General features: G+C 68.1%; 17 protein-coding genes. 9 read left to right on the forward strand and 8 right to left on the reverse strand.

Annotated elements, in window-relative coordinates:
* Positions 1-186 precede the first annotated feature (186 nt).
* Positions 187-462: an FmdB family zinc ribbon protein gene (locus DKM19_RS53130; protein ID WP_110702295.1), complete on the reverse strand. Its 276-nt coding sequence runs from the start codon at positions 460-462 to the stop codon at positions 187-189.
* A gap of 492 nt (positions 463-954) precedes the next feature.
* On the opposite strand from DKM19_RS53130, the gene DKM19_RS36935 reads away from it, so the two are divergent.
* Together DKM19_RS36935 and DKM19_RS36940 are read left to right on the forward strand one after the other, a co-directional pair.
* On the forward strand, positions 955-1,566 hold the full coding sequence (locus DKM19_RS36935) for a hypothetical protein (RefSeq protein WP_110702297.1): 612 nt from the start codon (positions 955-957) through the stop codon (positions 1,564-1,566).
* Between the two features lie 10 nt (positions 1,567-1,576).
* Positions 1,577-2,497, forward strand: coding sequence for a transporter substrate-binding domain-containing protein (locus DKM19_RS36940; protein WP_110702298.1), 921 nt, complete (start codon positions 1,577-1,579; stop codon positions 2,495-2,497).
* A gap of 8 nt (positions 2,498-2,505) precedes the next feature.
* On the opposite strand, the gene DKM19_RS36945 is transcribed toward DKM19_RS36940, so the two are convergent.
* The 3 genes from DKM19_RS36945 to DKM19_RS36955 form a co-directional block, all read right to left on the reverse strand.
* Entirely contained in the window at positions 2,506-2,799 is a 294-nt protein-coding gene (locus tag DKM19_RS36945) for a hypothetical protein (RefSeq protein WP_110702300.1), read from the reverse strand.
* A gap of 180 nt (positions 2,800-2,979) precedes the next feature.
* Complete coding sequence (locus DKM19_RS36950; protein ID WP_110702302.1) at positions 2,980-3,405, reverse strand: hypothetical protein; 426 nt, start codon at positions 3,403-3,405, stop codon at positions 2,980-2,982.
* A 278-nt stretch (positions 3,406-3,683) separates the two neighbouring features.
* Positions 3,684-5,918: a molybdopterin-dependent oxidoreductase gene (locus DKM19_RS36955; RefSeq protein WP_110702304.1), complete on the reverse strand. Its 2,235-nt coding sequence runs from the start codon at positions 5,916-5,918 to the stop codon at positions 3,684-3,686.
* Between the two features lie 89 nt (positions 5,919-6,007).
* Between DKM19_RS36955 and DKM19_RS36960 the strand changes: the two genes are divergently transcribed.
* Both DKM19_RS36960 and DKM19_RS36965 read left to right on the forward strand, forming a co-directional pair.
* Complete coding sequence (locus DKM19_RS36960; RefSeq protein WP_110702306.1) at positions 6,008-6,517, forward strand: helix-turn-helix domain-containing protein; 510 nt, start codon at positions 6,008-6,010, stop codon at positions 6,515-6,517.
* A gap of 35 nt (positions 6,518-6,552) precedes the next feature.
* On the forward strand, positions 6,553-7,335 hold the full coding sequence (locus DKM19_RS36965) for a YqjF family protein (protein ID WP_110702308.1): 783 nt from the start codon (positions 6,553-6,555) through the stop codon (positions 7,333-7,335).
* A 92-nt stretch (positions 7,336-7,427) separates the two neighbouring features.
* Here the strand turns inward: DKM19_RS36965 and DKM19_RS36970 are convergent, their stop codons facing one another.
* On the reverse strand, positions 7,428-8,417 hold the full coding sequence (locus tag DKM19_RS36970) for an LD-carboxypeptidase (RefSeq protein WP_110702310.1): 990 nt from the start codon (positions 8,415-8,417) through the stop codon (positions 7,428-7,430).
* 172 nt (positions 8,418-8,589) lie between these two features.
* Here DKM19_RS36970 and DKM19_RS36975 point away from each other — a divergent pair, with 172 nt between their 5' ends.
* The 3 genes from DKM19_RS36975 to DKM19_RS36985 are packed head-to-tail and all read left to right on the forward strand — an operon-like array spanning position 8,590 to position 9,880.
* A complete protein-coding gene (locus DKM19_RS36975) occupies positions 8,590-9,042 on the forward strand; it encodes an SRPBCC domain-containing protein (RefSeq protein ID WP_110702312.1) in 453 nt (150 codons plus the stop codon).
* Positions 9,039-9,389: a metalloregulator ArsR/SmtB family transcription factor gene (locus DKM19_RS36980; RefSeq protein ID WP_110702314.1), complete on the forward strand. Its 351-nt coding sequence runs from the start codon at positions 9,039-9,041 to the stop codon at positions 9,387-9,389. Before DKM19_RS36975 ends, DKM19_RS36980 begins: the two co-directional genes overlap by 4 nt.
* 47 nt (positions 9,390-9,436) lie before the next feature.
* A complete protein-coding gene (locus DKM19_RS36985) occupies positions 9,437-9,880 on the forward strand; it encodes an SRPBCC domain-containing protein (protein ID WP_110702316.1) in 444 nt (147 codons plus the stop codon).
* A gap of 15 nt (positions 9,881-9,895) precedes the next feature.
* Here the strand turns inward: DKM19_RS36985 and DKM19_RS36990 are convergent, their stop codons facing one another.
* On the reverse strand, positions 9,896-10,453 hold the full coding sequence (locus tag DKM19_RS36990; RefSeq protein ID WP_162642040.1) for a hypothetical protein: 558 nt from the start codon (positions 10,451-10,453) through the stop codon (positions 9,896-9,898).
* Between the two features lie 529 nt (positions 10,454-10,982).
* Between DKM19_RS36990 and DKM19_RS37000 the strand changes: the two genes are divergently transcribed.
* Positions 10,983-13,739 (forward strand): LuxR C-terminal-related transcriptional regulator, encoded by a 2,757-nt coding sequence (locus DKM19_RS37000; protein WP_110702322.1) that lies wholly within the window; start codon positions 10,983-10,985, stop codon positions 13,737-13,739.
* An 86-nt stretch (positions 13,740-13,825) separates the two neighbouring features.
* On the forward strand, positions 13,826-14,404 hold the full coding sequence (locus DKM19_RS37005; protein WP_239513785.1) for a hypothetical protein: 579 nt from the start codon (positions 13,826-13,828) through the stop codon (positions 14,402-14,404).
* Positions 14,405-14,623: 219 nt separating this feature from the next.
* Here the strand turns inward: DKM19_RS37005 and DKM19_RS37010 are convergent, their stop codons facing one another.
* On the reverse strand, positions 14,624-15,142 hold the full coding sequence (locus DKM19_RS37010; RefSeq protein ID WP_110702324.1) for an SPW repeat protein: 519 nt from the start codon (positions 15,140-15,142) through the stop codon (positions 14,624-14,626).
* 351 nt (positions 15,143-15,493) lie between these two features.
* Positions 15,494-15,682 carry a hypothetical protein gene (locus tag DKM19_RS37015; protein ID WP_110702326.1) on the reverse strand — a complete coding sequence of 63 codons (189 nt, stop codon included), beginning with the start codon at positions 15,680-15,682 and terminating at the stop codon, positions 15,494-15,496.
* Positions 15,683-16,188: the final 506 nt, after the last annotated feature.

A 16,188-nucleotide genomic window follows, 5' to 3' on the forward strand; every position in this document is an offset into this window, starting at 1 on the left:
ACGTGATCCGCTCACGCCATGCGACTGCACGAACGTGCCCCGGCTGTGGCGACCGCGGCCGCACCGGACGGCCGGCCTTCACCGGGCACAGGCGTCACAGGTTCGGACGTACGAGGATGTGTTGTCCTGTTATTCGTTTGTCTGGGGTTCCACTGGTCAGGCCCGGGGTGTCTGACATCCCACCGGTCAGGGACGCGGCAGACGCGCCAGTGCCGGATGCGGTGGCTGCGGACGCCGCCGGCCAGGCATGCCGGAGACGACCGTCGGCGCCTCCCGGCTCTGCTCGTCGCGATCGAGGGCGGCGGACAACGCCGGATGTGTACGAGAGATGTTCGGCGGGGAGAAGACGCGACGGGCGCCGCGCTCGCACGTGGAGCAGCCACGGGACAGCGGTGCGGTTCCTATCGGAAGGCGCACGTCGAACGGCCCACACGCCGGACACAGGTATTCGTAGATCGCCATAGGCACCCCCGCCTGCCCACCGGAGAAACAAAGGCTTTCCGGCCTTGACCTCCGGCCGGCGGCACTGTGGATTCACGACGCGTCTGCTCTACATTTCCGGACTACCGGAACCCCTATCGTTATGTCAAGTCCTGAACGGCGCCCACCGGATCCCCTTGCCCGGAAAGTGGCGTTGTATGGCCTTCTATGACTTAGAGACGACTTAGCGCGACAAAAGGGCCTGTACCCTCTCTTTGCGCATTCCAGAAGGACAATACGGAGATCGCCCCGAGAACGCCGTTTCGGGGCCGCGTTCACCCACCTGACCCATTCCGGTGGAGACCCCGGCCGCATCAACAAGGAATACCGTCAAAAAGCCAAAATAACCTGATCTACCGACATAGCATTGCACCCAAGGTTTGACCATTGTTTTCGATCAAAACACGGGGAGATTAATGCCGGAGGTGGAATGTGACGATGCACAAACCAAGCCAAACGCCCTATCTGAGGGATATGGTCTGGTTTATTCCAGCGTGCATCGCGACCTGCTTCGGGGGAATCGCACTGCTGGCGCAGGGGGCCAAGGGAGCCGAGGTCTCCCAGACCCTGTCCTTCGTGGTCGCGACCGTCGCACTCCTCCTCGCGCTCCTCTTCCGGACGAGGGAGCCGCAGCCTCCCCTGAGGAGAGGGCGGTTCTGGTTGACGCTGCTGATCGCGGTGGCACTGGGACTGGGCTCCGCGACCACGTGGTGGTTCGTCATCCACAGCCCCGATCTGAGAATCACCGACGACGTCACGGTCCTCGACGGCCGGTCGATGGAGGACGGGGCACAGGCCACCGTCGAGATCCCCGGGCGCCCACCCGGTCGCGAGAACCTCTCCATCACCTTCACCCTGGCGAATTCGCGGTCCACCGGTAACTGCGTCGTGCCGGCCACGCTCGAGGTGCGGCTCCTGGCCGACGACCGGTGGAGCAACCCACCGGCGATCGCCCACTCCGGTGAGGAGATCCGGCTGCCTCTGAGCCGCGTCAAGGACCGGGCGGGCGTGCAGGTCGATCTCCGGGTTCCCGACGACTCCTGCCTGCTCCACCTGAAAGTCTCCGAAGCCGTTCTCTACAACTAGGAAGCCGCCCGTGACCCGGATCCTCCGGCGAGTCGTCTTCGCCACCGCCCTGCTCGGCGTCACCGCCCTGTCCTCCTGCTCCGAATCCACATCTCCGCCGCTCCCAGGCGGGTTCCTCCACTCCGGCGCGGTGATCCACACGGGCGTCACCACCGACCATCCGGGCTGGTCGACGCTTGACCCGGGCGCCAACCAGCGCAGCGGATTCGACATCGAACTGGCCGACTGGCTCAGCAGCAAGCTGCAGATCGACCAGCAGTACGTGGACGTGACGCTGGAGGGCCGGATAAGGGTGCTTGAGGAGGAGAAGGTTCGCATGGTGGTCGCGACCTTCTCCATCACCGACGATCGCCGGAAAAGAATGGACTTCGCGGGGCCCTACATGATCACGTATCAGGGGGTGATGGTCAGGGAAGGCGACCGGCGAATCCAGAACTATGAGGATCTGGTGACAAAAGGCAGAAACATATGCGTCGCCGATGGCACGACGTCCCACGCCCAGCTCGCCGAGAAGGACAGAAAAGGGCTTACCCTCACGGTCCTGACGGCCCTGAAAGACTGCGCCACCCAACTGAGCAAGGGGCAGGTCGACGCCGTCTCGACCGACCAGCTGGTTCTGTACGGCTTCGCGAATTCCGAACTCTATCCCGGACTTCACGTGCTGCCCGATCTGACCTTCGGCTCCAAGGAGCAGTACGGCATCGGGCTGCCCGACAACGACTTCGCCGACTGCGAGATCGTCAGCAAGAAGCTGAACGAGTTTCTCAAGGAAGGAGACTGGGCCGAGTTCTTCGCCCGCTCCTTCCCCGGCGCCGCCCCGGCCGAGCACAAGCCCGCCCAACTCGACCCGTGCGAGAAGAGCACCGCCCCGCCGGCCACCCCTCAGGCCCTCACATCCACCGCCGTCGTACCGGCCGCCGCCACGGGATGACCCCGCGTCTAGTTCGAGGCGATCGAATCTTGCTGGGGTGAGTCCTGCTGGGGCACTTCGCCGATCCGGCAGATGGGCGAGCGGTTACGCGACGGCAGGGGTTTGACATAGATGTTGTGGCAGTGAGGACAGGAGAGGTCGCTCCACGGGGGCGGGCTGGGCAGGCCCCCGCGACGCCACACGACCGTGTCGCCGCCATGCCCGTCATCTGAGTGGCAGGCCTCGTAGAGGTCCTGCCAGGTCCGAAGACAGCGCAGGCAGAAGAATTCCCATATTTCGCTGATGGTCTGGATCTCTCGCATGAGACGGTGCTCCCGTGGATCGGGCGTGGGTATCGAGCAACCCGCAGGCTGCAAAGGGCGTCGGCCCGCGCTCGATGACGCACGGCCGAATCGGCCCGCATGAGTGGATGCGTACGACGGGAACGGCGGCGCGTGACAGGACGCGCGGACACTGTCGGGCCTACCGCCGGGTGCGTCGGTTTAGGTCAGGGAGATGCCCAGCCGGATCAGCAGGCCGGCGCTGGCCGGCCACACAGGCGATGCTTCGGGAAATCGTCTCGCGGGGCGGTCCGGAGCGAAGTCCGGCCATGCCGAGCCGAGCCATCCGGCCGGCAACAGGCCAGCGGCGAGACCGCCCGGCAGAAGGGTCCGGGCGAGGCGGTCTCCGGCCCGTGGGCGAACGATGTGGTGCGCCCAGATGTCATGGGGGTCGTGGGGCCTGGGCACCGTGGGCTGCCTGACGGCTCCGGAAGGACGAGCGTCCTCGCCTAAGGGCGTCCGCAGGCGCGTCGACCACACATCAGGGCCCGCGGCGACTACGAGGGTCACGGATTCCGCACCCGAGTAGGTGCGGATGGAGTGCCAGCTCCAGTCCAGGACCAGGTGGATCAGGATCACGAGAGGCATGACGAGCCATAGCGCCGACCTCCAGCGCGTACGGGGGGCCCCTCTCCGTGAATCTGCGGCCACGCTTCGAACAGTACACCACTCTGAGTAGTTATAAAATTACTATATGTAACCTTTATGGGCCGGTCTCTCCGCGCGCCCGCATCGGAGAACGTCAGCGAGGTGCGGGATCGCCCAACCGGGGATCACCGGCGTCCCGCAGCTCGGTCGGCCCGCCGAGCGGTGCGGCCCGCCGTTCGAATTCGTCCGCCCGACCGGCCGCGACGCCGGCCAGGCCGTCAGATCGCCTCCACCCGGGCGGGGACGTGCTTGTGCCAGGGAGTGCCCGCGAACCGGTCGCGGGCGTCGGACGAGGTGAGCTCGTTGGGCGGTGCTCCGGTCAGGACGGAGACGCCGTCCTCCGCCGGGTAGCCGAGCCCGAGGCCGTTGGGCAGGGAGACGTGACCGGGACGCAGGCCCGGGAACAGCTCGACCGCCACCTCGACGCTGCCCCTGCGGGTGGTCACGCGGGCGAGTGAGCCGTTCTCCAGCCCCAGCCCGACGGCGTCCGAGGGGTTGATGCGCAGGGCTCCCGAGGTGTCGCGGCGACGCCAGGCGGGATCGCGGTAGAGGGTGTTGGCGGTGAAGGCGCGCCGCTCCCCCGCGGAGAGCACGAACGGGAAGTCCGGATGGCGGGGTGGGCCGGCCGGAGGCAGGTCGCCCAACTCCGCGAGCAGGTCGGGCAGGGCGAGGTGGATCTTCCCGTCGGAGGTGCCGATCCGCCGCAGGCCGTCGCCGGGCTCGTCCACCGTGAAGTGGATTCCCGAAGGGTTGGAGAGGATCGCCTCGAAGAGCGCCTCGCCAAGGTCGTCCCCGGTGACTCCGGCGCGGCGGACCGCGTCCGGGTGGCGCATCGCCACCTGGTGGGCCTGTGCCCACAGGGAGGCCGCGGCCGGGGCGGGAAGCGTCGGGCCGAGGGTGCGGTAGAGCGCGACCTCGGGCACTGCCGCCAGCGCGGGATCGGCGGCCATCGCGGTCAGGAACGCGCCGGCGAAGGCCGTACGTCCCTCGGCCGCCGCCTGGCGCAGGGCGGTCAGGTCGGGCAGGGCGCCGAGCGCCTCGCACAGGCGGGCGTGGATCTCCGGCTCGGGCAGCAGGTCCGAGCCCGGCGGCGGGTCGAGGACCGGGCGGCGGAGGTGGAAGTAGTTGGCGGGCGCCTCCAGGTTGAAGAACGTCGCCTCCCACTTCTCGAACTGGCTCGGCGCGGGAAGCACGTAGTCGGCCAGCCTCGCCGTCTCGGTCATGGCGACGTCGATCACGACCAGCACGTCGAGTGCCTGGAGGGCCTCGCGCATGCGGGGCGAGTCGGCGAGGGAGTGGGCCGGGTTGGACGACTCGACCAGCATCGCGCGGTAGCGGGCCGGATGGTCGGTGAGGATCTCCTCGGCGACGACGTTGGAGGGGATCAGGCCGGAGATGATCCTCGCTCCGGCCACCGGGCTGAACCGCTCCTTCTGCGGCCGCAGATAGGACGTCTGCACCAGCGGCATGAGCAGGATCGGCGGGTTGTTGGTGCCCGGCCGGCCGAAGTTGCCGGTGAGCAGGATGATCAGGCTGTCGAGATAGCTGTTGAGCGTGGAGTGCAGGGTCATCTGGGTCCCGAGGTCCTCCATGGCGGCCACGCTCGAGGCCGACGCGATGCGGCGGGCGGCCTGCCGTACAAGGTCCTCCGGCACGTCCGCGACCTCGGCGTAGGCCGCCACCGGCACCTTGGCCAGGGCGGTCACGACCTCGTCCAGACCCTCCGCGCGTCCGGCCAGCCAGTCGCGGGCGATCAGGTCCTCCTGGACCAGCACCGCGGCCAGGGCCGCCAGCAACCACGCGTCGGTGCCCGGCTTGAGCCGCAGGTGGATGTCCGCCAGCTCGGCCGTCTCGGTGACCCTGGGATCGATCACGATCATGGCTCGGGCGGGATCGCGGGCTATCTCGCGCAGCGTGGGCCTGGCCCTCGGGATGCCGTGCGACTGCCAGGGGTTCTTGCCGATGAACAGCGCGAGCTCGCAGTGCTCGAAGTCGCCGGTGGCGAAGTTGCCGATCATCCGGTCCGACACCCAGAACTGCCCGGTCTTCTCCTGGGCCAGCGCGTTGGACCGGTATCTCCCGCCCAGGGCCCGCATCACCGAGCCCGCGTAGGAGCCGCCCAGGTGGTTGCCCTGGCCGCCGCCCCCGTAGTAGAAGATCGTCTCTCCGCCGTGGGCATCCCGTACGGCCGCGAGCCTCCCCGCGACCTCCGTGATCGCGGTGTCCCAGTCGATCCGCTCGAACGTGCCGTCGGGCCGCCGTCGCAGCGGGTGGGTGAGCCGGTCCGTACCGTTCTGGTAGTGGTCGAGGCGGAGCGGCTTCTCGCAGGTGTATCCCTGCGACGAGGGATGCGCCTTGTCGCCGCGGATCCGCTTGAACCGGCGCTCGTCCAGCTCTATCTCGATGCCACAGTTACTCGCGCACAACACGCAGGCGGTCGGCTGCCACGTCATGAATAGCCCCCGTTCGGTACCAAAATCGACTCTAACCTTATGAGTTCACTAGTGCAACGAACTCATTGAGGACGGATAGAATTCAGATCATGAAGCGCACCCCGTTCGCCGACTGGCCCTGCTCCATCGCCAGATCCGTCGACCTGCTGGGCGACTGGTGGACACCGCTCGTGCTGCGCGAGGCCTTCTACGGCACCCGGCGCTTCGACGGCATCCAGCGCAACCTGCGCATCGGCCGCAACATCCTCACCCAGCGCCTCAAGCGACTGGTCGAGGAGGGGATGATGGAACGCGTGCCGTACCAGGAGCGTCCCCAGCGGTATGAGTACGTGCTCACCGAGAAGGGCCGCGACTTCTTCCCGGTACTGGCGGCGATGATGCACTGGGGCGACAAGTGGCTCTCCCCCGACGGCCCGCCGATCAATCTGCTGCACCACGACCACGGCACCCACGCCGAGGTCGTCTGCGCCGAGTGCCGCGAGCCTCTCGAACTCCGCGACGTGTCCGCCACGCTCGGCCCCGGCTTCCCCGAGCGCCTGCGCTCCCGCCCCGACGTCGCCGGGCGCTTCCCCGACGACTCGAGCGCGAACGGCCGGTGATGGGCAGGGACGGCGCGTTCTGAGATCCTGATGTCGTGTCGCTCACGCCCGCCGTTCCTGAGCCCGTCACGGCCGACCCGCCCCGCTCCACCCCGAGCCCTCTGCTCACCCAGTCGTGGCTCGACATGGCCTTCCTGCACTGGGCCGCCGACCCGGCGGACGTGGCGCCCCTGCTGCCGGCCGGGGCCGTCCCGGACACCCTCGACGGGGTCACCTACGTCGGCCTCGTCGCCTTCCGGATGCACCGCATCGGCTGGTTCCGCCTCCCCGGCATCCCCTATCTGGGCACCTTCCCCGAGACCAACGTCCGTCTCTACTCGGTGGACGCCCACGGGCGGCGCGGCGTGGTCTTCCGTTCGCTCGACGCCTCCCGCCTGATCCCGGTGATCGTCGCGCGGACCGCCTTCCGGCTGCCGTACGTGTGGTCCCGGATGGCCATCCGCCACCGGGGCGACACCATCACCTACACCGGCACGCGGCGCTGGCCGGGGCCGCGCGGCGCGCACAGCCGGATCGCCATACGGACCGGCGGGCGCATCGAGGAGCCCACCGAGCTCGAACACTTCCTGACCGCCCGCTGGGGCATGCACAACACCTTTTTCGGGCGGCCGATGTATCTGCCGAACACCCACCCGCGCTGGCCCCTGCACCGAGCCGACCTCATCGAGTGCGACGAAGACCTCATAGCGGCGGCAGGACTGCCCGAACCGGCCGGACCGCCGGTGAGCGTGCTCTATTCACCGGGCGTCCCCGTACGTTTCGGGCGTCCCACCCGCCCGAACGGCATCCCGGCACCCGGGATGCCGGAGAAGCCGTGAACGGAAACGTCGGCCGGGCGTGCTGACGGCGATCGCCGGCCGGGCACCGTGATCGACGCGTTCGACGAAGGCGGATCACGCGTCCTCCGGTGTCAGCGTTCGGCGACGACGGGTTCGACCAGGGACAGGGTCCGGGCGGTGGCGTCGACGGCGGCGCGGACACCGAGAGGCAGCGGCAGGTTCGGCGCGGTGTGGCCGAAGTCGACGTGCCCGAGAATCGGTATTTCGCGGTCGCCGACGACATCGAGGACGATGTCGCGCAGCGTCGGCGGAGTGGGACCCCCGCCGGTGAGCGTGACGTCGCTCGGGATCCCGACGACCATCGCGTCGATCCGGTCCAGCACGCCGGACAGCCGAAGAATGTGGAGGTCACCCCAGATCGCCGCCATGGAGCGGTTCACCTCCTCCCAGAACAGGACGGCACCGTCGAACCGCTCCGCAGGCAGCGCGAAGGGGGTCGCCTGCAGCCGGATGAGCCGGTTGAGGAGGCCGCCGACGAGCGGCCCCTGAGCGCGGCCGGGCCGCCAGCACTCCCACGCGGACGCGGCCGGGAGCGGCCCAGGCGCCTCGGCCTTGGTCAGGACGCGCGTGTAGACGTCGACGAGCTGGGTGCGGCGGCTCTCATCGGCCAGGGTGTACCAGTCGCCGCCGAAGCCGTGGGTGGCGAGGTCGGAGTGAAGCCCCACCAGGCCGGTGCGGGCGTACAGCGCCATGTGCAGCACCGAGATGTCGCTGTAGCCCAGGATGGGCTTGGGATCGGCCCGGATCGCGTCCAGGTCCAGAAGGTCCAGGTAACCCAAGGTCGTCTGGCCACCGGTGTGCGCGACGATCGCCCGGACCTCCGGATCCCGCAGCAGGGTGTTGAGCTCTTCGGCCTGCTCCGCGGGCGAACCGGAGGCCCACCACCGTCTCCGTCCGGTGTCGACCAGCGGCGCGACGCGCACGCGGAACCCCATCCGTTCCAGCATCGCCACGCCACGCGCGAGGAGCGGCTCGTCGGCGGCTTCGAGCGGGCCGGACGGCGCGGCGACCGCGACGAGGTCACCGCGGGACAGGGCGCGAGGGCGGAGGACGGCGGACATGTGGAGCTCCTTTGATGTTCAGCGGCACTCCACACGATAACGATCGCCCGAACCGGAACCTTCGACAGCAACCAGCCCATCCCGCAATGCGCAACCGATGGTTGCATAACTGCGGATCGCGCGCTAACTTGACATGCAACCAAAGGTTGCAGATTGGGAAAGGGTGAAGAGCATGGAGTACGGCAGCATCGAACGCGAGATCCACGTCGACGCCTCACCCGAGGTGGTCTTCGAGGTCGTCAGCCGCCCCGAGCACATCTCGGAATGGTGGACCGACGACGCCGACGTCGAAGCGACTCCCGGCGCCGTCGGTGAGCTGGTCTGGGGCGACCGGGCAGAGGTCGTCCCGATCGCCGTGGTGAACGCCGAGCCGCCTCGATTGTTCTCGTTCCGCTGGTGCCATCCCGACGGCAAGGTCGACGACTCCGCCAGCTCACTGCTGATCACCTTCGAGCTCACCCCGTCGGGCACGGGCACGAGGATCCGGCTCACCGAGACCGGATTCCGGGAGATGGGCTGGGAGGCCGCCAAGCTGGAGGAGCAGTACCGCGAACACGTCTCCGGCTGGGACACCTTCATTCCCCGGCTCGGGGAGTATCTCGCCCGGCTGACGTCGACCTCATGACCGCCGTCGACGACGACCTGTGGTCCGCGATCGGGGACCCGACCCGTCGGCGGATGCTCGACCTCCTCCTGGCGGACGGCGACGGCACCGCCACCAGCCTCAGCGAGCAGCTGCCCGTGACACGGCAGGCCATCGCGAAACATCTCGGCGTGCTCGACCGCGTCGGCCTGGTGCACGCGTCGCCCGCCGGGCGAGAGAGGAGGTACCGGGTGGACGAGGCGCAGCTCGCTCGCGCGATCGCTCAGCTGTCCTCGGTGGGAGCGACGTGGGACGCCAGGCTCCGGCGCATCAGGCAGATCGCCGAGACGATTCAGCGCGGCAGAGACCAGCACGACACACCGCAGTGAACTCACAGATCTCAGACGAGAAGCAACTCTGGAAAGAGGAATCGAAAATGGTGGACATTCTGCACAGGACCGGAATCAAATCACCGGTGGCCGAGGTCTACGCGGCCTTGACCACCGTCGAGGGGCTTGCCGGCTGGTGGACGACCAGAACCCAGGGCGAGGGCGACAGGCTCGGCGGCGTGCTCCGGTTCCGGTTCGATGCCGGCGGATTCGACATGAAGGTCCTCGAGCTTCACCCCGGCAAGCGCGTGCTGTGGGAGGTGGTCGAAGGACCCGAAGAATGGATCGGCACGCACGTGATCTGGGATCTCGCTCAGGTCGACGACTACACCGTCGTTCTCTTCAAGCACGAAGGCTGGAAGGAGCCGGTGGAGTTCATGCACCACTGCAGCACTAAGTGGGCGGTCTTCCTGATGAGCCTGAAGTCGCTGGTCGAAACCGGGAAGGGCGCCCCGGATCCCCACGACGTCAAGATCGACAACTGGAACTGACGTTCCCGGCGAGGTTCAGGACTGCTGAACGGGGAGGGCGGACCAGTCGATGGTGAGGCGCTGGGCGTCGACCGGGTCGGACCAGACCTGGACCAGCTTGCCGGGAAGCACGGCGCCCATCAGGAGACGCGGCAGGATCTGGCGGTGACTCACCGCGTACGGCGGGCCGCCCGCGGGCTGGACCTGCAGGTCGAATACGACGACCACCTGGTCGTTCACGGTGGTGCCCGTGTCTCGCATCGAGGTGATCAGCGCTCGCTCCGGAACGCCGGCGCCGATCAGGTCCTGGTTGCCGGTTCCCATGAAGCTCTTCATCTGGCCGAGGACGCCGGTCGCCGGGCCCTGACCGTTGGCCGGCCTCGTGGCAAGAAGGCCGTTGGTCAGCTTCGCGACGAAAAAGCCGTTGGCCAGCTTCGTGGCAAGGAGGATCGAGCTCATGGTCGCCAGGAACATGCCGACGATGAAGGTCGGCACTCCCCAGGAGATGGTGGACAGGGAGGTCAGCCCGTACACGCCGGCGACCAGCAGGATGAGTCCAGCCCCGGCGCCCACGACGTACGCATTTCTCGGCATTTTTACAACCTTTCGAGTTTCTTATGCGTCACAGAGTGGGGGCCGGTGCTTGATCACCGCTTGCAGCGCGCTTACCTGACTCCCCAAATGAATTTCAGGGCATATCACTACATTTGGGACAGTTTGCCGTCGGCTTGAGTCCTCACCTCGGCGCCTGCCTCCATGGCCGGAGTCGACGCCGCGCCCGTTCGCTCCGTCCGGTTCACGCTTGCACGAGCCGGACGGAGCGAATCGCGCTCGGCGCACGCGCCCCGGGCCGATGGCGACGGCCGGCGGGGGCCGTGGCCGGTGGATCTGATCGCCGCCGCACGGGGGCGCCGGCGCGAGGATGCGGGCAGCTCGGTCCGGGTCCAGGCGACGGAGGAGCCGTCAGGGCCGAACGTCGAGGATTCGTAAGATCGGCCCCGAACGGGAGTGACCTGCGTTGATTCCGGGAAAAGCGGTAATTCAGAAGTGATTTGGTGATTGGTACGGCCCGCCGGACAAGTAGGGATTCTGTCCGTGTTTCGGCGGGGAGGTCGGGGGCGTCATGACGGCTGTGGCCGATGCGCGGGGATCTGGTCCCCGGCCGGGAGGCGGTGGTTGCGCGCCGCTGGCCGGCAAGCTCGCGCCTCCACGTCTCCACGTGGCCGTGCTGCCCCGGTCTCGCGTCCGGGAGAAGATCGATCACGCCGTCGAACACCGGGCCACCTTGATCAGCGCTCCCGCGGGCTCCGGCAAGACCACCGCGTGCGCGTCGTGGAGCATGACCTGCGGCAGGGCTCACGACGTCGCATGGCTCACCGTCGACCCCGCGGACAACCAGCCGCACAGATTCTGGTCTCACCTGGCCGCGGCACTCGGACAGGTCCAGCCGTCGCTGAGGACCCCCTCGCCGGACCGCACTCCACCGATGGATCTCGTCGATGAGATCGTCGAGGCGCTCTCCGGGAGGGAGCGGCCGATCGTCCTCGTGATGGACGACATCCACGAGCTCGATCAGCCGGAGGTCCTGCACGGCCTCGACCTCCTGCTCCGGCACGCCCCACCACAGCTCCGTCTCATCATGTCGGGCCGCCACCGGCCCGCCCTCCAGCTCGCCCGGCTGCGCGTCTCCGGCGATCTCGCGGAGATCGGGGCCGGGGATCTCGCCTGGACCGAGTCCGAGGCGGCCGAGTATTTCCGCACGGCGGACCTGCAGATCGGCACGGACCAGGTGGCGGAGCTGGTGGCACGCACCGGCGGATGGAGCACCGGCCTGCGTCTGGCCTGCCTGTGGCTGAAGGAGCGGTGCGAGACGGACCGGCAGGGGCGAGGTTTCACGGGGAGCACCCGCATCGTCGGCGACTACTTCCGCGACGAGGTGCTCAGCCGCCAGAAACCCGAGATCCGCCGTTTCCTGCTGCGCACCAGCGTCGCCTCCCCGCTCAGCGCCGACCTGGCGGGCACGCTCACCGGAACGGCCGACGCGGCGCGGATCCTGGATCGGCTGAGCCGGGAGAACTGCTTCGTGGAGGCACCCGACGCCGACCGGCCGGGGTACGGCTTCCACCCGCTCTTCCGGGAATTCCTCCGGGCCGAGCTGGGACGCGAGTCCCCCGATGACGTGCCCCGTCTTCTCGGTGAGGCGGCGCGCCGGCATCGATCGAACGGCAGGCCGCTGGACGCCCTGCGGGCCGCGGTCGCCGGAGAGGACTGGGAGCACGCCGTCGAGATACTGGCCGAGGACGACGTGCGGGTCCTCCTCGGAGCCGAGGACGGCGAACTCTCCGCGATCCTCATGCGCCTTCCGCCCGAGCTCACCTCCGCCACGCCGATGGTGGCCCTCGCCCACGCCTGGACCCGGCTGGTCGCCGGAGATCCCGACGCGGCCGCGCCGTACATCGAGTCGGCCGGGACGGCTGCCGCGGCCGTGGAGCCCCGTATCGAACGGATCATCGCCGCGCTGAACCTCGTCCGGGCCTGGATGAGCGGCGACCGCACCCCGGAGAGCCTCTCCGCCGCCCGGCGGGCGCTCCACCGGACCGGCGGCGTACCACCGCACGCGCCCGCCGAGCGCAGGGCGACCGGTTGCCTGCTGCTGGCGTTGGGACTCGCCCATTCCTGGAACGTCGAGTTCGTCTCGGCCGGTACGGCTCTGCGCCGCGCGGTGAAGGAGCTCGAAGCCGGCGACTTTCCCGCTCTGACCTGTTTCGCGACGGCGTGTTCGGCGCTGGTCGGCGCGATCCAGGGCGACCTGACGGGAGCGGAGGAAACGGCCGGAGCGCTCCAGAGCGACCTGGCACGGGCGAAGGAGACGGCCGGCACGCTCCGCGGCCCCACGCCGTCGCCGGACGGGCCGCTGCGACCTCACCCGATCGCCGACCTCGCCCTCGCCTGGGTGCACATGGAACGCGACGAACCGGCCGACGTCCACCGGCTGCTGGATCGGATCGAGCCGTGGCCACGGAGGCGGCCTCCGGAAGACGGGCCGGTCTCCGCGCTCGCGACGCTGATCCGCGCGCGAGCCCTGGTCGCCGGGGGCGACGTCGCCGCCGCCCGATCATGCCTGGCAGAACTCCACAGGCGGTGCCGGCTGTCATCTCGGCTCATCCAGGCGGTGGCCCTCCTCGACATCGCCTGGCTTCCGGCGACCGACCTTCCCGGCCTTCTGCCCGACCCGGATCCCACAGCCCCGACCCTCACGGGTTCGGAACCCGCGGCCTTGACCCTCACAGCCGCAGAGGCCGGCTCTCCACCGCCTGCCTCGGACGCCGTCGCCATGGGACGGCTGCACCTCATACGGAACGACCCGGTGAGCGCGCTCGCCGCCGTGCAGGACTGCCTGCGGGGTACGGCGGGCGAGACGCGCCTGCTGGACAGGATCGCCGCGCTGCTGGTCGCCGCGGCCGCACACCGCCGCCTGGGAGCGACGTCGCCGGCCGCCGAGCTGCTGGATCAGGCCCTGGAGCTGGCGGAGCCGCACCGGGCACGGCGAGTGTTCCTCGACGGCGGCCGATCGGTCAGATCTCTCCTGACGATTCTCGTGCCGCCCAACGGTCCCCGTGTCCCGTTCGGCAACGAGATCCTCCGCCGTTTCGAGCGCGGAGCCGTGAATCCGAACGGCGACGAGGGGCCGGCCCTGACCCAGTGCGAGCTGGCCGTACTCCGTTTTCTACCGTCGCACATGACCAACAAGGAGATCGCCGATGACCTCTTCCTGTCGGTCAACACCGTCAAGACCCACCTGCGCTCGGTGTACCGAAAGCTCGGGGTCACGACCCGTCGCGAGGCGATCAGCCAGGCCACCCGGCAGGGTTTCGTCTGAAGTTCACCCTTTTCGGGTGACATGACCTCCCCCCGCAGCGGCGATCACTCCTGGTAATGACTCACGATCATGAAGGAGGAGGCGGCATGGTGCACAACGAGGGAACCGGCAGGGTGCCCGGAGATGGAACCGGCAGGGTACCCGGCGAGGGGACCGGCATGCTGCACGACGAGGGAACCGAGAGGGTGCACGGCGAAAGCGGCATGCTGCGCAACGAGGGAACCGGCATGACACGCGGCATGAGGGACACGAGGACCACGAGTACGGGGGCCCCGAGGGTCACCGGCTGGATCGGCTGGGTCTGGTTCGCCGCCCTGATGATGATCTTGACGGGTGCGTTCAACATCATCTACGGCCTGGTCGCCATTCTCAGGAGCACGTTCTTCCTCGAGACTCCGAACAACACCCTGCTCTTCAACCTGTCCGCCTGGGGCTGGATCCACCTGATTCTCGGCATCCTCCTGGTCGTCGCCGGCTTCGCGGTGATCGCCGGGCAGACCTGGGCCCGCGCCGTGGCGGTCATCCTCGCCATGGTGAACGCCATCACGCAGATGCTGCTCTTCTCCGCCTACCCATGGTGGTCGCTTCTCGCCATCGCCATCGACGTGCTCGTCATCTACGCCCTGATCGTGCACGGACGCGAGTCCGAAGAGGTACGGATCTAGCCGTACGGGAGCGGTACGGGAGCCGTACGGGCCCCAATTGAGCAGCCGCCCGCCCGGCAACGGCCGGACAGGCGGCTTCTTCTCTTCCGGGACGACGGCCCCGGGCCGTGATGATCAACCTCAGGTGGGACGAGAGGCCACCGGTGCCCGGCGGGCGTGACGAGCATTCGCCCGCCACACCGCGTCGCACCGGTTCGGGGTCTGCCTGTTCAGGCCTGTTCAGGGCCTGCCCGGCATGTTATGGCCCGGCATACTGCTGCCCGGCATGTTGGAGGTCCTGCCCGACATGTCATTCGACATATGGGAGGTCCTGCCGCCCATATTGGGCATCTTCCTGGCGCTCACCGCCACCGCTCCCATCCCGAGCAGGAAGATGACGACGCCGGTGACGACGTTGGTCCAGATGGTCGACGTCGTCGCCGATCCCGTGACCCACGGCACGATGATGGTCCAGATTCCGATGATCGCTGCGATCCAGCTCAGCCCGTAGGTTCGGCCGAAGGCTGCCGCGAACGCCATGGCCAGAGCGGCAAGTGCGATGCCGGTGACCAGGTTGCTCACGGAAATCCTGGACAGACCGTTGAAGCCGACTACCCATGGAGAGATAGCCAGCCATAGCCCTGCGAGGAGGGAGAGTCCGTCGATTCCCTGGGCTGCCGTGCTGGAGCCCGCTCGCTCGTACCTCTCTCGCATCTCGATGAGATCGGGATGTTGTTCTAGGCCTGCGGGTCGGATCATGACCCACGCCCCCTTCCGGCTTTCGTACGGAACGGACTTAAATCCCTATACCCGTCATAAGCCACTAAAAAGTACGAAGCACGATAAATTTGACCTCGGGGGAGATTTCCCCTGCAATGGGCGGCTGGGTCGGGAGTCCCAACTGGCCCGTTTGCCGGAATTTTCCATTTCCTTGACGATGGGGTGGTCTCGTTCGGAGGTAAGAACCCCGGAAAAACGCAGCCGGAGAGTGAGACATGTCCGTCGGCAGCGGATTTCAAGAACGACGAGCAGGAAGGCTTCGCGGATGTCACCGCGTACCTTCCAGCGGATAAGCAGTCATCAAATTCAGCGCGGCGACATGGTCTCCTGTCAGACCGTCCAGCGGTGGATGCCGGAGCCGGGCGAGGCGCCACCGGTCAGATTCATGCCCGGTGGGATGCCACCGCCGTCGGCGATCACATGTGACCGCGCCCCACCACCTCGCGTACTCCCGCCCCCGCCGACCTCGGCCCCGAGGTCGTTCGAGGCGACCGGCTCGCCGGACTTCTCCGTGAGCACAGCCCGACCGGTTCTTCGGTGACCACGGGATGAGCGCCCATCCGGGGTTTCCATCACAGACGGAACGCGTGCCGCGCCCGGGTCATCCCGAACACGGCACGCGTTCTTTTCCTGCCTTTCATGCCCCCGGTCGGCTCAGTTCGGGGGGGTTATATTGCTGAAAGCGGAGCAGTTCGCCGGCCACGCCGGATTCAGGAGCGTTCCCGGAGTGGGCTGCACCAGACAACTCGTCCGGGCAATCGTCCCGGTTGAACTCAGCACGGTGACGTTGAGGTTGGTGAGATCCTCATTCAGGGCGACCCCGATCGCGTTGCCGGGATAACCCGTCAGCGTTGAGACGCTGTGCCACGGAGCGACCGTTCGCGGATCCCTGACCAACGTCGCCCCGGCACCCGAGGCAAACGCGGTGAACTCCGTTCCGTTCTCCTTCGAGGAGGCGATGCTCGCACTCGGGCCCGTAGGGCCCTGCGCACCCGTGAGACCCTGCGGTCCTGTCGGACCCGTGG

Origin of the sequence: Streptosporangium sp. 'caverna', from assembly GCF_003203775.1 — a bacterium.
Taxonomy (GTDB): Bacteria; Actinomycetota; Actinomycetes; order Streptosporangiales; family Streptosporangiaceae; genus Streptosporangium; species Streptosporangium subroseum.